Annotated in this window: 14 protein-coding genes; 5 read left to right on the top strand and 9 right to left on the bottom strand. The window is 70.7% G+C overall.

Features of this window, described 5'->3' with window-relative positions:
* The first annotated feature begins 16 nt into the window (after positions 1–16).
* Positions 17–1,714, top strand: a complete 1,698-nt coding sequence (locus L0984_RS29520) for an acyl-CoA dehydrogenase family protein (protein ID WP_234197976.1) — start codon at positions 17–19, stop codon at positions 1,712–1,714.
* Between the two features lie 31 nt (positions 1,715–1,745).
* Complete coding sequence (locus L0984_RS29515; RefSeq protein ID WP_234197975.1) at positions 1,746–2,228, top strand: MarR family winged helix-turn-helix transcriptional regulator; 483 nt, start codon at positions 1,746–1,748, stop codon at positions 2,226–2,228.
* 177 nt (positions 2,229–2,405) lie between these two features.
* Here the strand turns inward: L0984_RS29515 and L0984_RS29510 are convergent, their stop codons facing one another.
* The 4 genes from L0984_RS29510 to L0984_RS29495 all read right to left on the bottom strand — a co-directional run bounded on the left by L0984_RS29510 (position 2,406) and on the right by L0984_RS29495 (position 8,191).
* The gene (locus L0984_RS29510) at positions 2,406–3,170 is read right to left on the bottom strand and encodes an SDR family NAD(P)-dependent oxidoreductase (protein ID WP_234197974.1); all 765 of its coding nucleotides are present in this window, start codon (positions 3,168–3,170) and stop codon (positions 2,406–2,408) included.
* Positions 3,171–3,237: 67 nt separating this feature from the next.
* Positions 3,238–4,008: a sulfite exporter TauE/SafE family protein gene (locus tag L0984_RS29505; RefSeq protein ID WP_234197973.1), complete on the bottom strand. Its 771-nt coding sequence runs from the start codon at positions 4,006–4,008 to the stop codon at positions 3,238–3,240.
* A gap of 140 nt (positions 4,009–4,148) precedes the next feature.
* Positions 4,149–7,145, bottom strand: coding sequence for a putative bifunctional diguanylate cyclase/phosphodiesterase (locus L0984_RS29500; protein ID WP_234197972.1), 2,997 nt, complete (start codon positions 7,143–7,145; stop codon positions 4,149–4,151).
* Positions 7,142–8,191, bottom strand: a complete 1,050-nt coding sequence (locus L0984_RS29495) for a TRAP transporter substrate-binding protein (RefSeq protein WP_234197971.1) — start codon at positions 8,189–8,191, stop codon at positions 7,142–7,144. Before L0984_RS29495 ends, L0984_RS29500 begins: the two co-directional genes overlap by 4 nt.
* 201 nt (positions 8,192–8,392) lie before the next feature.
* Here L0984_RS29495 and L0984_RS29490 point away from each other — a divergent pair, with 201 nt between their 5' ends.
* The gene (locus L0984_RS29490; RefSeq protein ID WP_234197970.1) at positions 8,393–9,001 is read left to right on the top strand and encodes a hypothetical protein; all 609 of its coding nucleotides are present in this window, start codon (positions 8,393–8,395) and stop codon (positions 8,999–9,001) included.
* Here L0984_RS29490 and pcaF read toward each other — a convergent pair whose 3' ends face one another.
* From pcaF to L0984_RS29475, 3 genes are read right to left on the bottom strand one after another with little or no spacing between them, the layout of a single operon-like run.
* Entirely contained in the window at positions 9,002–10,207 is a 1,206-nt protein-coding gene (pcaF, locus tag L0984_RS29485) for a 3-oxoadipyl-CoA thiolase (protein WP_234197969.1), read from the bottom strand.
* Positions 10,208–10,246: 39 nt separating this feature from the next.
* The gene (locus L0984_RS29480) at positions 10,247–10,906 is read right to left on the bottom strand and encodes a 3-oxoacid CoA-transferase subunit B (protein ID WP_234197968.1); all 660 of its coding nucleotides are present in this window, start codon (positions 10,904–10,906) and stop codon (positions 10,247–10,249) included.
* A complete protein-coding gene (locus L0984_RS29475; RefSeq protein WP_234197967.1) occupies positions 10,906–11,613 on the bottom strand; it encodes a 3-oxoacid CoA-transferase subunit A in 708 nt (235 codons plus the stop codon). Before L0984_RS29475 ends, L0984_RS29480 begins: the two co-directional genes overlap by 1 nt.
* A 136-nt stretch (positions 11,614–11,749) precedes the next feature.
* On the opposite strand from L0984_RS29475, the gene L0984_RS29470 reads away from it, so the two are divergent.
* Both L0984_RS29470 and L0984_RS29465 read left to right on the top strand, forming a co-directional pair.
* Positions 11,750–12,544, top strand: coding sequence for an IclR family transcriptional regulator domain-containing protein (locus L0984_RS29470; protein ID WP_234197966.1), 795 nt, complete (start codon positions 11,750–11,752; stop codon positions 12,542–12,544).
* A 154-nt stretch (positions 12,545–12,698) separates the two neighbouring features.
* A complete protein-coding gene (locus L0984_RS29465) occupies positions 12,699–15,752 on the top strand; it encodes a putative bifunctional diguanylate cyclase/phosphodiesterase (RefSeq protein WP_234197965.1) in 3,054 nt (1,017 codons plus the stop codon).
* Positions 15,753–15,767: 15 nt separating this feature from the next.
* On the opposite strand, the gene L0984_RS30065 is transcribed toward L0984_RS29465, so the two are convergent.
* Entirely contained in the window at positions 15,768–16,970 is a 1,203-nt protein-coding gene (locus tag L0984_RS30065; protein WP_234197964.1) for a beta-ketoacyl-[acyl-carrier-protein] synthase family protein, read from the bottom strand.
* Entirely contained in the window at positions 16,967–17,218 is a 252-nt protein-coding gene (locus L0984_RS29455) for an acyl carrier protein (protein WP_234197963.1), read from the bottom strand. Before L0984_RS29455 ends, L0984_RS30065 begins: the two co-directional genes overlap by 4 nt.
* Positions 17,219–17,230: the final 12 nt, after the last annotated feature.

Below are 17,230 nucleotides of genomic sequence, written 5' to 3'. Positions count from 1 at the left end.
TTCCTGCCCGTTTGCCATGGATTACGCCCCCCGCCCTGAAGACGTCCGCTTCCTTCTCGACTCCGTCCTCGGTGCCTCCCAGCAGCTGTCCCGGCTCGCTCCCTTCGCCGAGGTCGATGCCGACCTGCAGGCCCAGGTGCTGGAGCAGGCCGCCACCTTCGTCGGCGAGGTGATCGCCCCGCTGCAGCGCGACGGCGACGAGATCGGCTGCCGCCTCGAAGACGGCCAGGTCCGCACCCCGCCCGGCTTCGCCGCCGCCTACCAGGCCTTCGTGGAGGGCGGCTGGCCCAGCCTCTCCGCCGCGGCCGAGGACAGCGGCCAGGGCCTGCCCGCCGTGCTGGAGGCCGTGCTCTACGAATGGCTGGCCGGTGCCAACCACGGCTTCACCATGGCGCCCGGCCTGCTGCATGGCGCCTACGAATGCATCCGCCACCATGCCAGCGACGACCTGAAGGCCCGCTACCTGGGCAAGGTCGCCACCGGCGAATGGCTGGCCACCATGTGCCTGACCGAGGCCCATGCCGGCAGCGACCTGGGCCTGGTGCGCACCCGCGCCGTGCCGCAGGCCGACGGCAGCGTGCGGGTCTCTGGCACCAAGATCTTCATCTCGGGCGGCGAGCACGACCTCACGCCCAACATCGTCCACCTGGTGCTGTGCCGCCTGCCCGACGCGCCGGCCGGGCCGAAGGGCCTGTCGCTGGCGCTGGTGCCCAAGGTCCTCGAAGACGGCCAGCGCAACGCCGTGCAGTGCGAGCGCATCGAGGAGAAGATGGGCCTGCACGGCAGCCCCACCTGCGTGATGCGCTTCGACGAGGCCACCGGCTGGCTGGTGGGCGAGCCCGGCCGCGGCCTGGCCGCCATGTTCGTCATGATGAATGCGGCCCGCCTGCATGTGGCGCTGCAGGGCATCGGCCTGCTGGACGCCGCCTGGCAGAAGGCGCATGCCTATGCGCAGGAGCGCCGGCAGATGGTGGCCCCGGGCGCCGACCGCGCGGCCGGCCCCAGCCTGATCGCCGAGCATCCCGCTGTGGCGCGCGTGCTCGACGTGCAGCGGGCCTGGATCGACGGCGGCCGGCTGATCGCCTACCGCACCGCGCTGCAGCTGGATGTGGCGCGCCATGCCGAAGATGCCAAGACGCGGGAGTCCGCGCAGCAGTGGTGCAGCTACATCACACCGGTGCTCAAGGCCGCCTGCACGCAGCAGGGCTTCGACGGCGCCAGCGCCTGCCTGCAGGTCTTCGGCGGCCACGGCTATGTGCGCGAATGGGGCATCGAGCAGATCCTGCGCGACGCCCGCGTGACCATGATCTACGAGGGCACCAACGAGATCCAGGCCATCGACCTGCTGGTGCGCAAGGTGCTGCCCGATGCCGGCGCCGGCTTTGCGGCCACGCTTCTGGCGCTGCGCGACGAACTGGACGCCTCGCGTGACGTGGATGCCGACGCCCAGCGCCGCCTGGCGCAACTGCGCTACCTGACCACCCAGATTGCCATGGCCGCCCATGTCCAGCCGCGCCTGCCCTACGAGCTGGCGGACGACTACCTGCGGCTGGTGATGGTGACGCTGCTGGCCTGGGCCTGGGCCCGCATCGAGCAGGCGCCCGGCGCCGGCGAGACGCAGGCCCGCGCCGCGGCCGCCTTCCGTCGCTGGGTGCTGCCCGAGTTCGACATGCGCGCGGCGATCATCAAGAAGGCCTGCGAGCCGCAGAAGTGAGCGGGCCCTGCCGCTCTAGACTGTGCATGCCATGACCACCTCCAAGCCCCGCCCGCGCAAGCCCGTCCCGCCCCCGACCACCGCGCCTGAGTCGCTGGACTGCCATGTGCTCGAAAGCCTGGTGGGCTACAACGCGCGCCGCGCCTATCTGGTCGTGTATGTCGCCTTCGCCGAACGCATGGCCGTCTACGGCCTCAAGCCGACGGATTTCTCCGTGCTCTCGCTGCTGGCGCACAACCCCGGCGCCACCTCGCGCCAGCTGTGTGCGGCGCTGGACATCCAGCCGCCCAACTTCGTGAGCCTGGTGGCCGCCATGGACCGCCGCGGCCTGATCGAACGCCGCCCCCATCCGCACGACGGCCGCGCCGTGGGCCTGCACCTCACCGCCGCCGGCCACCAGCTGATGATCGAGGCCGAAGAGGCCGTGATCCAGCTGGAAAAGGACGCCAGCCACAAGCTCACCGACCGCGAGCGCGAGACGCTGATCCGGCTGCTGCAGAAGATCTATCAGTAGCGGCCGACGCGTCGCCCTGCATTCAACTGGCGCCACCCTCCTGATCGAACGGCCGCGGAGCAGGCCATGCCAGTGCACCCGAGGAACTGGCTTCGCCAGGCCTCGGGGTGCGCCCCCCTCCAAGCCGAAGGCGCAAGAGAGGGGGGAGCCGCGAAGCGGCATGGGGGGTGTTTAGCTTCACCCCTGCCGCACATCCCCCACCGGCTGGGCGCCAAAGTCCGGCCGCTCCAGCCAGGCCAGCACCTTGCGCGCGGCCGACTCGGGCGAATCCAGTTGCCCGTTGCGGTGCAGGGCCTCAAAGCGGCCGCGATCGGGAAAGAGCGCCGCGTCGGCGCTGCGCAGCGCGATCTGCATGTCGGTGTCGATCACGCCCGGCGCCAGCGACACGATGCGGGCGCCTCCTTCCTCGGCCTCCTCCAGCGCCACGGCGCGCGAGAAATGGTCCATGCCCGCCTTGGCCGCGCAATAGGGCGCCTGGCTGCCCATGGCATTGCGGCCCAGCCCCGAGGAGATGTTGAGCACCTGCCGCGGCATCGACCAGCCGGCGGTCGCCGACAGGAAGGCGCTGGTCAGCAGCAGCGCCGCCTCCAGGCCCACGCGCAGTGCCGCCGACAGCTCGCCCAGCGAAGCCCGGGCCAGTGGCGCCGTGCGCCCCACGGTGCCCGCGTTGTTGATCAGCACGGCACGGCCGAGGGCGGAAGGGTCCTGCTCGGCCAGCCAGGCGGCCAGTCGCTCGGCCACCGGCAGCGGATCGGCCAGGTCGGCCGACCATTGCAGCACCTCGCTGCCTGCGGCAGCGGCCCCGGTCTCCAGCGTGGCATCGATGCCGCGCGACAGGCACAGCAGCCGCACGCCGCCGCGCGCGAGCAGCTGGCTGGCCATCGCACGGCCCATGCCGCGCGAGGCGCCCGTCAGGACGATGAGTTCGTGGACAGAGGCCATGGGCGAAAAACTCCTTGCAATGGAAAATCGAGGATGGGCGAGGCAGGCCGGCGGGTGGACGCAGCCTTCAGAAGAAACCATCCCACACCAGCTTGAGGCCGGTGAGGAACATGCCGCCGTAGACGCAGCGGTAGAACCACGTCGGATCGATGCGCCGCGCCACGTGCACGCCCGCCCAGACGCCCAGCGGCGCAAGCGGCATCAGCAGCAGCGAGGTGCTGAAGCTGCGCCCGTCCAGCAGGCCCAGCCAGGCGTAGGGGATCCACTTGGCGAGGTTCACCAGGAAGAACAGGTAGGCCATCGTGGCCGTGAACACGATGGGCCGCAGCTTGAGCGGCAGCAGGTAGGCGTTGATGGGCGGCCCGCCCGCATGCGAGATGAAGCTGGTGAAGCCCGACAGCACGGTGAGCACCCAGCCCGCGGCGCGCGAGGGCGGCGGCGCATCGGGGCGCGGCGGAAACAGCAGCCGCTGCGCCAGGAAGAGCAGCGTGCACACGCCCACGATGCCGGCCACCGTCGCCGCCGACAGCGCATGGAAGAGCAAGGCCCCCAGCACCACGCCCACCAGCGCCGGCGGCACCAGGAAGGCCAGCAGCCGGCGGTCCAGGTCGCGGCGGAAGGCCGCGATGCCCAGCACGTCCATCACGAACAGCAGCGGCATCAGGACGGCGGCCGCGCGCGGCACCGTGATGGCCAGCGACATGAGCGGCACCGCCAGCGAGCCGAAGCCCGCGCCGAAGCCGCTCTTGCTGATGCCCAGCAGGAGCACGGCGGGGACGGCGACCAGGTAGAAGGCAGGGTCCGCGATCGGCGGCGCGAGGAACTCGGGGAAGGACAAGGCGGGGCGGCCGCGCGGCGGGCCGTGGCAGGAAGAGCGAAGCGGGCATTGTGCCGAGGGCCGCCCCGGCGTGCAGGACGCGGCGCGGGAGCCCGGCCGGCCTGCGCCCGCGCGCGGCGCAGGGGCCTGCGCCCCTGCCTTCAGAGCGGGATCAGCTCCGTGTCGAGCTGCGACTCCAGCACCTCCACCGGCTGCGGCCGTCCGAAGAGGAAGCCCTGGCACACGCGGCAGCCGTTGCGGGTCAGGAAGTCCAGCTGCGCCTGCGTCTCCACGCCCTCGGCCACCACCTCCAGGTCGAGGTTGGCCGCCATGCCGATGAGCGTCTGCACGATCAGCTCGATCTTGGGATTGGTGCCGATGCCGCTGACGAAGAACTTGTCGATCTTGATCTGGTGCAGCGGCAGCTGCGCCATGTACGACAGCGACGAGTAGCCCGTGCCGAAGTCGTCCATCGAGAAGCGGATGCCGATGGCGGCCAGCGACTTCATCTTGCGGATGGTCTCGGCCACCTCGTCGTGCAGCAGGCTCTCGGTCAGTTCCAGCTTGAGCTTGGACGGATCGGCGCCGGTGCGGATCAGCACCTCGCGCACCTTGTCCGCGAAGTCCTCCTTGCGGAACTGGCGCGCGCTCACGTTCACGGCCAGCGTGAGGTGGCGGCGGCGCGGATGGTTGCTCCAGTCGTCCAGCTGCTTGCAGGCCTGCTCCAGCGCCCACAGGCCGATGGGCGAGATCAGGCCGGTCTCTTCCGCCACGTCGATGAAGGCGGCCGGCGGGATCAGCCCGCGCTGCGGATGCAGCCAGCGGATCAGCACCTCGGCGCCCACCACGCGCCCTTCGGAGGTCACCTGCGGCTGGTAGTGCAGCAGGAACTGGCCGCGCGCCTTCAATGCCGCGCGCAGCTCGCTCTCCAGCGAGGCGCGCGCATTGACGGTGGTCTGCATGTCGGCCTCGAAGAAGCGCAGCACGTCGCCACCCGCCGTCTTGGCGTGGAACATGGCGATGTCGGCCTGCTTGAGCAGGTCCTCCAGCGAGGCCGAGCTGGCGCTGATCAGCGTGGCACCGATGCTGCAGGTGCCGTGGTAGGTCATGGCCGGCAGCTGGATCGGCCGGCCCAGCTCGGCCAGCACCGCCTCGCCGAAGGCCTGGGTCTGCATCACAGCGGTGGCGGAGTCGGCGCTCAGACCCTCGATCAGGATCACGAACTCGTCGCCGCCCAGCCGGGCCACGGTGTCGCCCTCGCGCATGAGCTGCTGCAGCCGCTGCGCCACCTGCTTGAGCAGCACGTCGCCGGCATTGCGGCCCTGCGCGTCGTTGAGGGTCTTGAAGTGGTCCAGGTCCAGGAAGAGCAGCGCCGCCTGCCGTTCGCGCCGCACGTTGGCATCGATGGCCGACTGCAGGCGGTGCAGCAGCATGCGGCGGTTGGGCAGGCCCGTCAGGTTGTCGTAGAAGGACAGGTGGTCGATCTGCAGCTGCGCCGACATGCGGTCGGTGATGTCGCGCAGGATGACGATGAAGCGCGCGTCGGCGCCCTCGCCCACCAGCTTGCGCGAGGCCGAGATCTCGAACCAGGCCGTGCCCTGCGAGGCACGGCGCTCGAACTGCTTGCCGAAGGACAGGCCCTTCAGATAGGCCTCGCGCATGGCGGCCATGATCTGGATGGCGGCGTCGCCGGGCAGCACCTCCGACAGCGTGCGGCCCACCGGGTCGCCGATGTCCAGCAGCGAGGCGCGCGCCGAATGGAAGCCGATGCAGCGTCCGTCCAGGCACAGCTCCAGCAGCACGTCGGGCAGCGCGTCGAGCGTGGCCTGCAGCTGGGCCTTGCCTTCCACGATGTCGGCCAGGTGGCGGCGCTTCTCGCTGGTGTCGCGGTAGACGCAGACCATGCCGCCGTTGGGCGTCGGGCTCTTGACGACGACCACCGTGCGGCCGTCGGGCAGCTCCAGTTCCTGCTCGCCTGGCGCGGGCAGGCTCGGCGGCAGCAGGGCCGCCTCCTCCGCGCTGCGGCCCGAGACGGCACTCTCGACCGCCACCATGTGCATGCGCGCCTCGAGTGCGACGCGCGCCTGGGGAAAGATCTCGGCGAAGCGCCGGTTCCAGGCCGCCACGCGGCCCTCGGCATCCAGCAGCACGAAGCCGTCGGACATGGATTCGAGCGCCTGGTCCAGCATGCTCTTGGCATGCAGCGCCTCGCGGCGGCGCAGCCACTGTTCGCGCAGCTGATGCAGCGCATAGGCCGACACGCCCACCACCATCAGCATCAGCAGCACCGTCACGCCCACGATCAGGTTGCGCTCGGTGCGGAAGCCCTCCAGCACCTCGTCCATGGCCAAGCCCGCGCTGAGCACGATGTCCTGGTTGAGCGTGGGGCGCAGCGCCATCAGCGCGTCCTGCCCCATGAGGCGCGAATTGGCGCGCACGATGCCGCGGGCATCGGCGGCGCTGCGCAGTTCGGGCAACGTGGCGGAGCCCTGGGCGATCTCGCTGCGCGGAGGCACGCTGACCAGCAGGCCCTGGCTGAGGCTTTCGAGCGTGACCTCCATGCCGTCGATGCCGGCACCATGGGCCAGCAGCCGGGCGAGCGACGCCACCTGCACCTCGGCCAGCGCGATGCCGGGCGTGCCGTCGGGCAGGCGCACCATGCGGGTGAAGTACAGCACCTGCTGCGACGTGCGCGGGCTGAGCGAGGGCGCCGTGGTCATCAGCTCGGGCACGGGCTGGCCCATCAGGCGGGCGGTGAAGGCGGGCGACAGCTGCACCGCCTCGCCGCCCGGTGGCGAGACCACGCTGCCGTCCGGACGCAGCACCTCCAGCCGCTCGACCAGCAGGCTGTGCCGGGCGAGCGACTGCATGCTGATGGCCGCCCGCTGCGCAGCGGCGGCCATGTCCTCGTTGCCCACGGGGCGCAGCAGCATGCCCAGGTCGGCCAGCAGCAGATCCACGCCCAGCAGGTTCTGGTTGACGGCCGCCACCGACCCGCTGAGGAAGCGGTCGATCTGGTCGCGGGCGTCGTCAACGGCGCGGCTGCGCATCTCCAGCACCGCGAACACGGAGAGGCCGAAGACCACCACGATGAACAGCGTGGCCAGCGCAAGGGTGGACGCGGCCAGTTGCCGCGGCGGGCTGCTGGTCGACTTCATGGCGTCCGCGCCGCCTTGCCGTCGACCACGGGCGCAATCGTGCGCTGCCACAGCCGCGTGCACTCGGTACCGCAGCGCTGCAGCCAGTTGACCAGGATGGTGGAGCGGAGGATCTGGCGGCGCAGGCGGTCGTCCTCGGCGGTGGGCGCGACGGCCACCATGGCGCCGGGCGTGCCGCCGTCGCAGGGACCGGCGCCGGTGTTGCAGGCGACGGCGAGGTCGGTGTCGCGGATGGACTGCTCCCAGATGCGGCGCTCGAGCTGCGGCAGCTGCTGCTCCAGCACGATGCGCAGGTCCGCCGGAAGCACCGCCCAGGCGTCGGCATTGGCGCCAAAGATGGCCAGGCCCCAGTTGATCGGCATGGTGAAGAGCGAGCGGGTGATGCGGTGCAGCCCCAGGGTGTTGCCCGAGGCCCCGCCGGTGATGGCGCAGTCGGTGTTGCCCGAGGTCATGTTGCTCATGAGCGCGGCGAAGGCGGTCGGCACCGGGGTGCCGCCCAATGCCTGCACGAAGTCGGCCTGGGTGCCGCTGGAGACCCGGACGCGCCGGCCCTTGAGGTCGGTCAGGCCCTTCATGGGCGTGGCGCAGAAGATGACCTGCGCCGGGTAGATGTACATGGCCAGCAGCTTCACGTTGAAGCGCTCGCGCAGCATGCGGTCCATCTCCGGCCGGAAGGCGTCGACCACCCGCCGCAACGTGGCGGCGTCGGCGCTGAGGCCGGCCACGTCGGGCAGGGCGAGGGCCGGATGCTCACCGCCCACCTGGCTGAGCAGCACGGTGCCGAAAGGCACCACGCCGGTCTCCAGCAGGGTGAGCATCTTGTTGCCGGGCACGCCGGCCTGGTCGAAGGGCGCGATGGTCGCGGCCACCCGCCCCTGCATCAGCCGCGGCAGGGTCTGCGTCCAGAAGGGCGCCTCGTGCTGCGTGTACTGGGCAACGCCGGCCAGGCCTCCCACCACCCGCAACTGCAGGGGCGTGTCCTGTCCTGCCGCGGGCCAGGCGGCGGCCCAGACACAGCAAAAAAAAATCCTCAGGAAGAGGCGCATGGGGCGGAAATGAACGTGCGGCGCGCAATCAACCCCCGCATCTTGAAGAGGAATTGGCCATGTTGCAAATTGTGTCTCGACCTTAGGACTTCGCGACACAATTTTGGAAACCTTAAGTATTCGTTCTGACGTTGCGCGCGCGGCAGGTGTTGCAGACCTGCCTACACTGCCTCGTTTTCGGCATTTCCCTGCGGAACTTTCATGGACTTTCTGGCCTTGCTGGCCCTGGCCGCGCTCGGCCTGCATTTATTGAAACGGCGCGATCAACAACGTCGCATCGCGCTGCTCGGCGCGAAGTTGGCGCCCTACCGCATCGAACCCCAGATGGAGACGCTGCTCGACGGCTATCTGCGCTGGCTGGACGAGGCGGACGAGGACCGCCGCCGGCAGATCTGGCAGACGCTGTGCGCGACGGAGGAATCGCTGGCCGAGCAGCTGCGGCGCTTCGCTGCCGACGTGGCCGCCATGGAGGCGCCGCTGGCGCAGATGAGCAAGCTGCCGATGTGGCTGCCCTGGGCGCAGCCGCTGTTGTCGGGCCGGCTGCTGTTCGATGTGCGGCGCGCCTTCGCCATCCATGCGAAGGGCATCGCGGCCGTGGCGGCCAACGAGCCCGGGCTGGCCGACAAGCCGCGGGCCTTCATGATGAGTGCGGAGCTGCTTCTGCTGCAGCACACCTGCCACTGGTTCTGCCGCTCCAAGGCCGTGGCCAGCGCGCGGCTGCTGGCCCGGCATGGCACCTCGTACGAGCAGGTGCTGGCCTCGGTGTCGCCGCGCACGCGCAGCGACTACCTGGCGCTCATCGGCCGCTGATCAGACCTTCTCGAGGATCAGGGCGATGCCCTGGCCCACGCCGATGCACATGGTGCACAGCGCGTAGCGGCCGCCGCCGCGGTGCAGTTGGTTGACGGCCGTGGTCGCCAGACGGGCGCCGCTGGCGCCCAGCGGGTGACCCAGCGCGATGGCGCCGCCGTTGATGTTGACGCGCGCGTCGTCGTCCTTCAGGCCCAGCATGCGCAGCACGGCCAGGCCCTGGGCCGCGAAGGCCTCGTTCAGTTCGATGACGTCGATCTGGTCCAGGCTGATGCCCGTCTGCGCCAGCACCTTCTGCGTGGCCGGCGCCGGGCCGATGCCCATGATGCGCGGCGCCACGCCGGCCGTGGCCATGCCCACGATGCGGGCGCGCGGCGTCAGGCCGTTCTTCGCGGCGGCCTGCTCGCTCGCGATCAGCAGCGCACAGGCGCCGTCGTTCACGCCGCTGGCATTGCCGGCCGTCACCGTGCCCTCGGGCTTGACCACGCCTTTGAGCCTGGCGAGCGACTCCAGGCTGGTGTCGCGCGGGTGCTCGTCCTTGGCGACCACGATGGCGTCGCCCTTCTTCTGCGGGATGGTCACGGGCACGATCTCCGACTCGAAGAAGCCGGACTTCTGCGCCGCCACCGCGCGCTGCTGGCTGGCCAGGGCCATGCGGTCCTGCGCCTCGCGCTCGATCTTGAATTGCTCGGCCACGTTCTCGGCCGTCTCGGGCATGGAATCCACGCCGTACTGCGCCTTCATCAGCTTGTTGACGAAGCGCCAGCCGATGGTGGTGTCGTAGACGGCGTTGCTGCGGCTGAAGGCCGACTCGGCCTTGGGCATGACGAAGGGTGCGCGGCTCATGCTCTCCACGCCGCCGGCGATCATCAGCTGCGCCTCGCCGGCCTTGATGGCACGGGCCGCGCTGCCCACGGCGTCCAGGCCCGAGCCGCACAGGCGGTTGATGGTGGCGCCCGGCACGTCGATGGGCAGGCCGGCCAGCAGCGCGGCCATGCGCGCCACGTTGCGGTTGTCCTCGCCGGCCTGGTTGGCGCAGCCGTAGAGCACGTCGGTCACGGCCTGCCAGTCGACCTTGGCATTGCGTTCCATCAGCGCCTTGATGGGGATGGCGCCCAGGTCGTCGGTGCGCACGCTGGCGAGCGCGCCGCCGTAGCGGCCGAAGGGGGTGCGGATGGCGTCGCAGATGAAGGCGTCGATGGTCATGCGGAAGGTCTCCTTGGATCGGATGGAAAGGGTCGGTGTTCAGTCGGCCGCCGCGTCGTCGGCGATGGGCAGGCCCACCAGCCGTTCGAGTTCCTGCAGCGACAGGCCCGGCACGCGGTCGATGCAGCGCAGGCCCTGCGGTGTGCAGGCCAGTGTCGCCAGGTCGGTGTAGATGCGCTTGACGCACGCGAGACCCGTGAGCGGATAGCTGCACTGCGCCACGACCTTGCTCACGCCCTGCTTGGTCAGCAGGTCCATCATGACCCAGGTCTGCTTGGCCCCAGTCGCTAGATCCATGGCGCCGCCGACGGCCGGGATGGCGCCGGGCTCGCCGGTGCTCCAGTTGGCCAGGTCGCCCGTGGCGCTGACCTGGAAGGCGCCCAGCACGCAGATGTCGATGTGGCCGCCGCGCATCATGGCGAAGCTGTCGGCATGGTGGAAGTAGGCGCCGCCCGGCAGCAGCGTCACCGGCTGCTTGCCGGCGTTGATGAGGTCGTAGTCCTCCTCGCCCGCGGCCGGCGCCGGGCCCATGCCGAGGATGCCGTTCTCGCTGTGCAGCACCACCTCGCGGCCCGCGGGGAGATGGTTGGCCACCAGCGTGGGCTGGCCGATGCCGAGGTTGACGACGGCACCGTCGAAGATGTCCTGCGCCACGCGGGCGGCGAGCTGGTCCTTGGTTCGGCGTTGGTAGTCGGCCATCACGCCACCTCCTTCTTCTTGAAGCCGCCGGCCTGGGTGGCCGTGCGGCCGATCTTCACGACGCGGCTGACGAAGATGCCCGGCGTGACGATGGCCTCGGGGTCGAGCGTGCCCAGCTCGGCCACCTCGTGCACCGTGGCGACGGTCTTCTTCGCGGCCATGGCCATCACAGGGCCGAAGTTGCGCGCGGCCTTGCGGTAGCTGAGGTTGCCCCAGCGGTCGCCGCATTCGGCCTTGATGAGGGCCAGGTCGCCGTGGATGGGGTACTCCAGCACGTAATGGCGGCCGTCGATGACACGGGTCTCGCGGCCGGCGGCCAGCTCGGTGCCGTAGCCCGTCGGGCAGAAGAAGGCGCCGATGCCGGCCCCTGCGGCGCGGATGCGCTCGGCCAGGTTGCCCTGGGGCACCAGCTCCAGCTCGATCCTGCCGGCGCGATAGAGCCCGTCGAAGACGAAGCTGTCGGCCTGCCGCGGGAAGCTGCAGATGATCTTGCGCACCCGGCCGGCCTTGAGCAGCGCGGCCAGGCCGGCCTCGCCGTTGCCGGCGTTGTTGTTGACCACCGTGAGTTCGCGCGCGCCCTGCGCGATGAGGCCGTCGATCAGCGCGTCGGGAATGCCGGCGGTGCCGAAGCCTCCGATCAGCACCGTGGCACCGTCGGGCGTGCCCTGGAGCGCCTCCTCCACCGAGGCGGCGAGTTTGTCGATCATGCGGGGTTCCTTCTGCAGGGAGCCTGCCTTTGCGAGGGCAGGCGCGGGTCATGGAAAGTCGACGGGAAGAAGCCGGAAAAATGTTCGCTATACGAACATTTGTTCTTAGAATGAATTCTAGCCCGCTTCCTCGTCCATGCCATCCTCCCCGTCTTCCACCGAAGCCTCCGAAGCGCCACGCCCCGGCGACGGCTTCGTGCAATCCTTCGCCCGCGGCCTGCAGGTCATCCGCTCCTTCAGCGCCAGCGCGCCGCGCCAGACTTTGAGCGAGGTCGCGGCCGCCAGCGGTCTCACCCGCGCCGGTGCGCGCCGCATCCTGCTCACGTTGCAGACGCTGGGCTATGTGGAAAGCGACGGCCGCTTCTTCTCGCTCACGGCGCGCATCCTGGACCTGGGCTTCGCCTACCTGTCGTCGATGCCGATCTGGAACCGCGCCGAGCCGGTCATGGAATCGCTGGTGGCCCAGGTCAAGGAGTCGTGCTCGGCCGCGGTGCTGGAGGGCACCGACGTGGTCTACGTGATGCGCGTGCCCACGCACAAGATCATGCGCATCAACGTCGGCATCGGCTCGCGCCTGCCCGCCTACTGCACCTCGATGGGCCGCGTGCTGCTGGCCGCCCTGCCCGAGGACGAACTGCAGCGCAGCCTGGCCGCCTCGCCCGTCGCCCCGCTCACGCGCCACACGCTGACCGATCCCGAAGCCATCGCCGCGCGCATCGCCCAGGCCCGGCGCCAGGGCTGGTGCCTGGTGAACCAGGAACTGGAGGAAGGGCTGATCTCCATCGCCGCACCGGTGCGCGACCGCGCGGGCCGGGTGCTGGCCGCGCTCAACATCAGCGGCCAGGCCAACCGGACCAGCGCCAAGGTGATGCAGGACAGCCTGCTACCCCACCTGCTGGACGCCGCGGGGCGGGTGTCGAGCCTTCTTTGACCGGCAGGCGCACGCCAGAAGATTTGACTTAGCGCAATACAAGCGAAGATGGCGCTGTCCAGAATCGGCCCGCCATGCGCACACCCACCCTGCTTGCACGCCCGCCCGGGCGATGGCGCCTGCTGCCGAAATGCCGGGCCGAGCGGGGGCGCCGATGAGCGCCATCCCCTCCGTCCCGCCTTCGGACTGGGGCGGCCTTCCAGCCCGGACCACCACCCCCGCGGCCCTTCCCGAACCCCGCGCGGTATCGCTGCCGCGCGCCTGGTACCTGCGCGCGGGCGCCATGGCGGCGCTGCTGCTGGGCGCGCTCACCCTCACCTACCTGCGCGCCGACCCGGCACCCGCCAGCGCGCATATGGCGTTCCTCTGCCAGCTGCTGAGCGTGCGCGAAGCCGACGCCGGCCTGGACACGCATCTGCTTTCGCTCCAGGCCGGGCGCACGGTCGACGATCGGCCGCTGTCGCAGTTCGCCGCCGAGGCCACGCACCAGATCCTGCGCATGGAGGCCCTGCCAGACGTGGTGCCGGTGGCCGACCGGCCCGCGCTCCAGCAATCGCTCAACGCCCTGCGGACGGCGATGGATGCGAAGGCCGCCGCCCTGCCGGAATTCCGACGCGCCCAGCTCGGCCTGGCGCAGGCCCAGGCGCGACTCCCGGACGCCGCCCAGGACCTGCTGCAAGTCACCGAAACCACGCCGCTGCGCGCCGCCACCCAGCGCTACGTGCTGGGCTTTCTGCCAGGCCGCGGCGACGGGAAGGACTCGGCAGACGCCGCCGAGACCCTGCGTGCCGCCGCCCAGAACGACCCGGCCCTGGCGCTGCCCATCCAGCGCCTGCTCGCCGAGGGCGATGCCATCCGGCGCCTGCGCACGGCGCGCGACGAGGCCATCGACGCCGTGCGCCGGCTCGACACCGCCGCCCATATCCAGGCCGTGCAGCGCCGCTACGAGCAGAGCTGGCAGCGCCTGGATGCCCAGGCTCACGGCTGGCGCGTCGTCCTGTTCGTGCTGGCCATGCTGATGGCCACCTACCTGGGCTGGATCTTCCTGCAATGGCACCGCATGCAGCGCCAGCTGGCGGGCGCCCATGGCGAGCTGCAGCGGCGCTACCAGGCGCAGTTGGCGGCCGAGCAGCGCCTGAAGCTGCATGCCACCGCCTTCGAGAACGCCTACGACGGCATCACCCTGACCGACGCGCGGGGCAACATCGTCGACGTCAACCCGGCCTTCTGCCGCATCACCGGCTACAGCCGCGCCGAGGTGATCGGCCGCAACCCCAGCATGATGCAGTCGGGCCGTCACGACCGCGCCTTCTACACGGCCATGTGGAAGCGCATCCTGGAGACGGGCAACTGGAACGGCGAGATCTGGAACCGCAACAAGTACGGCGAGGTGTACCCCGAGCTGCTGTCCATCTCGGCCATCCGCGACGGCCACGGCAAGGTCAGCAACTTCGTCGCCGTGTTCGCCGACATCCGGCACCTGAAGGCGCAGGAGAAGCAACTGGCGCGCATGGCCTACTACGACGCGCTCACCGGCCTGCCCAACCGCGTGCTGCTGGCCGACCGGCTGCAGCACGCCGTGGCACGGGCCCGCGGGCGCGCCACGGTGCTGGCCGTCTGCTACATGGACCTGGACAACTTCAAGCCCGTCAACGACGGCCATGGCCATGCGGCGGGCGACCTGGCGCTGGTCCAGGTGGCGCGGCACCTGCAGGCGGCCGTCCAGCCCGACGACACGGTGGCCCGCACCGGCGGCGATGAATTCGTCCTGCTGTTCGAGCGCAGCGACACCGAAGGCTGCCACCGCATGCTGCAGCAGGTGATCGACGCCATCGCGCTGCCGCTGCAGGTGGGCAGCGGCAACCATCTGCTCACCGGCAGCATCGGCGTCACCTTCTTCCCGCAGGACGAGGTGGAACCCGAAGCCCTGCTGCGCCATGCCGACCAGGCCATGTACCGCGCCAAGCAGGCCGGTGGCGGCCGCTTCCATGTCTTCGATGCCGAGGACGACCGGCATGCCCGCGATGTCGGCCACCATGCGCAGCGCCTGCGGCAGGCCATGCGCAACGGCGAGCTGGTGCTGCACTACCAGCCCAAGGTGGACATGCGCCTGGGTACCGTGCTCGGCGCCGAGGCGCTGATCCGCTGGCAGCATCCCGAACGCGGGCTGCTGCCGCCCGGCGCCTTCCTGCCCCTGCTGGAGGACGATGCGCTGACCATCGACCTGGGCGAATGGGTGATCGAGCAGGCGCTGGTGCAGGCCGGACGCTGGGCAGCCGCGGGCCTGCGGCTGCCGGTGTCGGTCAACGTGGCCAGCGCGCAGCTGCAGGCGGCCGACTTCATGCGCAAGCTCGGCCTGGCGCTGGAGCGGCATCCGGACGCCGCGGACCTGCTGGAACTGGAGATCCTGGAGACCACCAGCCTGGACGACGTGGTCAAGGCCGCCCGCATCATCGAGCAATGCCACGCGCTCGGCGTGCATGTGTCCATCGACGATTTCGGCACCGGCTATTCCTCGCTCACCTACCTCAAGCGCCTGCCCGCGCGCACCATCAAGCTGGACCAGAGCTTCGTGCGCGAGCTGCTGGAGGACAGCGACAACCTGGTGATCGCGCATGGCGTGATCCGGCTGGTCCACGCGCTGGACCGGCGGGTCATCGCCGAAGGCGTGGAAAGCGAGGCCCACGGCCGCCTGCTGCTGCAGATGGGCTGCGACCGCGCCCAGGGCTATGGCGTGGCCCGCCCCATGCCGGCGGCCGACCTGCCGGCCTGGGTGCAGGTGTGGCAGCCGCCGCAGGCCTGGCGCGACTGCGCGCGCGTGCGCTGGACGGACGAGGTCTATCCGCTGCTGCTGGCCGAGGTGCAGGCGCGCGGCCACCTGCAGCAGCTGCGCCATGCGCTGCAGCACGGCCGGCGCCTCATGAGCCCCGTGATGCCGCCGCTGCCAACGCTGCCCGACCCCGCCGCAGCGCCCACCCTGTCCGCCGTCGACCGCCTCGCGCTGGTCGAGCGCGTACGCCAGGAACACGCCATCGTGCGCCGGCACAGCGACGAGGTCGGACGGGCGCTGGCTCTGGGAGCGATCGACGAAGCCCGTTCCCGCGTCGACACCTTGCAGGCTGCGCATGCGCAACTGCTACGGGCCCTGGCCGACATGCAGTTCGCGCTGGCCTCGCCTGCCACCGCGCGGCAGGCCGTGCCCGGCTGAAAGCCGGGCACGCGGTCAGGAACGTTCGAACAGCAGCACCGCGTTGGAGCCGCCGAAGGCGAAGGAACTGCTGACGGCCGCGCGCAGGTCGGGCGCGTCCATCCCGGACGCCGGCACCAGGTTCAGGCCGAAGGCCGGATCGGGTTGCTCGGCATGGGCATTGGGCGGCAACTGGCCGTTCTTGACCGCCAGCACGGTGATGGCCGCCTCCAGCGCGCCGGCCGCACCCAGCAGGTGGCCGTGCAGCGCCTTGGTGGAGCTGACGCGCAGCGTGCCGATGGCATCGCCCCAGACGGCGTTCAGCGCCTCGGCTTCGACGCCGTCGCCGATTCGGGTGGCGGTGCCATGGGCATTGCAGTAGCCGACATCGGAGGGCTGCAGTCCAGCCACCTGCAGGGCGGCGCGCATCGCCCGGGCCTGGCCGGCCGCGTCGGGCTTGGTCAGGTGGGTGGCGTCGCAACTGTGGCCCCAGCCGGTCAGCAGGGCATGCGCCGCGGCGCCGCGCGCGCGGGCGCGCTCGGCCGATTCGAGCACCAGGAAGGCCGCGCCCTCGCCCAGCGCAAAGCCGGCCCGGTCGGCCGCGAAGGGCCGCACGGCGCGCGACTCCTCGCCCGCCACCACCGGCGCCAGCGTCTGCATGGCCTGCCAGGCCAGCACCACGCCGGGCACGATCAGCGCCTCGCTGCCGCCCGCGATGGCCACATCGACCTCGCCGCGCTGCACCGCCTTGGCGGCCTCGGCGATGGCCACCGCCGACGAGGCGCAGGCCACCGAATAGGTGAACACCGGACCGCGCGCATTCAGCCGCATCGCCACCTGCGACGCCGGCGCGTTGGGCATGAAGGCGGGAATGGTCAGCGGCGGCACCCGGCCGTTGCCACGGTAGGCGGCCTCCAGCGCGGTGGCGCCGCCCATGCCGCAGCCGCCGTAGACACCGAGGCGCTCGGCCGCCACATCACCCAGTGCGCCGGCGTCGCGGACGGCCATCTCGGCGGCGGCGACGGCCAGCTGGCTGACCCGGTCCACGCCGGGCAGTTGCAGCTTGGTGAACCAGCGGGATTCGTCGAACTGCAGCGTGGCCGCGGCGGCGGGCCTGGGCAGGTCGGGAAAGACGGGCCGGATGGCGGATTCGCCCCGCATCAGGGCCGCGAACATGGCCTGCGCGTCCTCGCCATGCGGCGAGACCACACCCAGCCCGGTGACGGCGACCTGCGTCACGAGGCCTGCTTCGCGGCCGCCTCGGCACGCGCCTTGTCGACCACCGCGGCGAGGCCCGCCAGCGTCTCGATGCTCGCATCGGGGTCGGGCATGGAGATCTTGAAACGGTCCTCGATCTCGAACAGGAATTCAACCAGGGCGAGGGAATCGAGCCCCTTGTCGCGCATGGACTCGTTCGGGTCCAGGGTGGCAGGGTCGATGCCGTATTTCTCCTGGATCAGGTCCTGCAATTCCTTCAGCGAGCTCATGAGTCTTTTGTC

Source organism: Pseudacidovorax sp. NFM-22 (assembly GCF_021401245.1).
GTDB lineage: Bacteria > Pseudomonadota > Gammaproteobacteria > Burkholderiales > Burkholderiaceae_C > Xenophilus.
Note: the sequence above shows the minus strand (reverse complement) of the source record. Positions and strands in the feature narration are given on the sequence as shown.

Coding starts and splice junctions, on each gene's coding strand:
- L0984_RS29470 (WP_234197966.1), top strand. CDS start 11,750: ATGCCATCCTCCCCGTCTTCCACCGAAGCCTCCGAAGCGCCACGCCCC.
- L0984_RS29475 (WP_234197967.1), bottom strand. CDS start 11,613: ATGATCGACAAACTCGCCGCCTCGGTGGAGGAGGCGCTCCAGGGCACG.
- L0984_RS29465 (WP_234197965.1), top strand. CDS start 12,699: ATGAGCGCCATCCCCTCCGTCCCGCCTTCGGACTGGGGCGGCCTTCCA.
- L0984_RS29455 (WP_234197963.1), bottom strand. CDS start 17,218: ATGAGCTCGCTGAAGGAATTGCAGGACCTGATCCAGGAGAAATACGGC.
- L0984_RS29515 (WP_234197975.1), top strand. CDS start 1,746: ATGACCACCTCCAAGCCCCGCCCGCGCAAGCCCGTCCCGCCCCCGACC.
- L0984_RS29500 (WP_234197972.1), bottom strand. CDS start 7,145: ATGAAGTCGACCAGCAGCCCGCCGCGGCAACTGGCCGCGTCCACCCTT.
- L0984_RS29480 (WP_234197968.1), bottom strand. CDS start 10,906: ATGGCCGACTACCAACGCCGAACCAAGGACCAGCTCGCCGCCCGCGTG.
- L0984_RS29495 (WP_234197971.1), bottom strand. CDS start 8,191: ATGCGCCTCTTCCTGAGGATTTTTTTTTGCTGTGTCTGGGCCGCCGCC.
- L0984_RS29510 (WP_234197974.1), bottom strand. CDS start 3,170: ATGGCCTCTGTCCACGAACTCATCGTCCTGACGGGCGCCTCGCGCGGC.
- L0984_RS29520 (WP_234197976.1), top strand. CDS start 17: ATGGATTACGCCCCCCGCCCTGAAGACGTCCGCTTCCTTCTCGACTCC.
- pcaF (WP_234197969.1), bottom strand. CDS start 10,207: ATGACCATCGACGCCTTCATCTGCGACGCCATCCGCACCCCCTTCGGC.
- L0984_RS29490 (WP_234197970.1), top strand. CDS start 8,393: ATGGACTTTCTGGCCTTGCTGGCCCTGGCCGCGCTCGGCCTGCATTTA.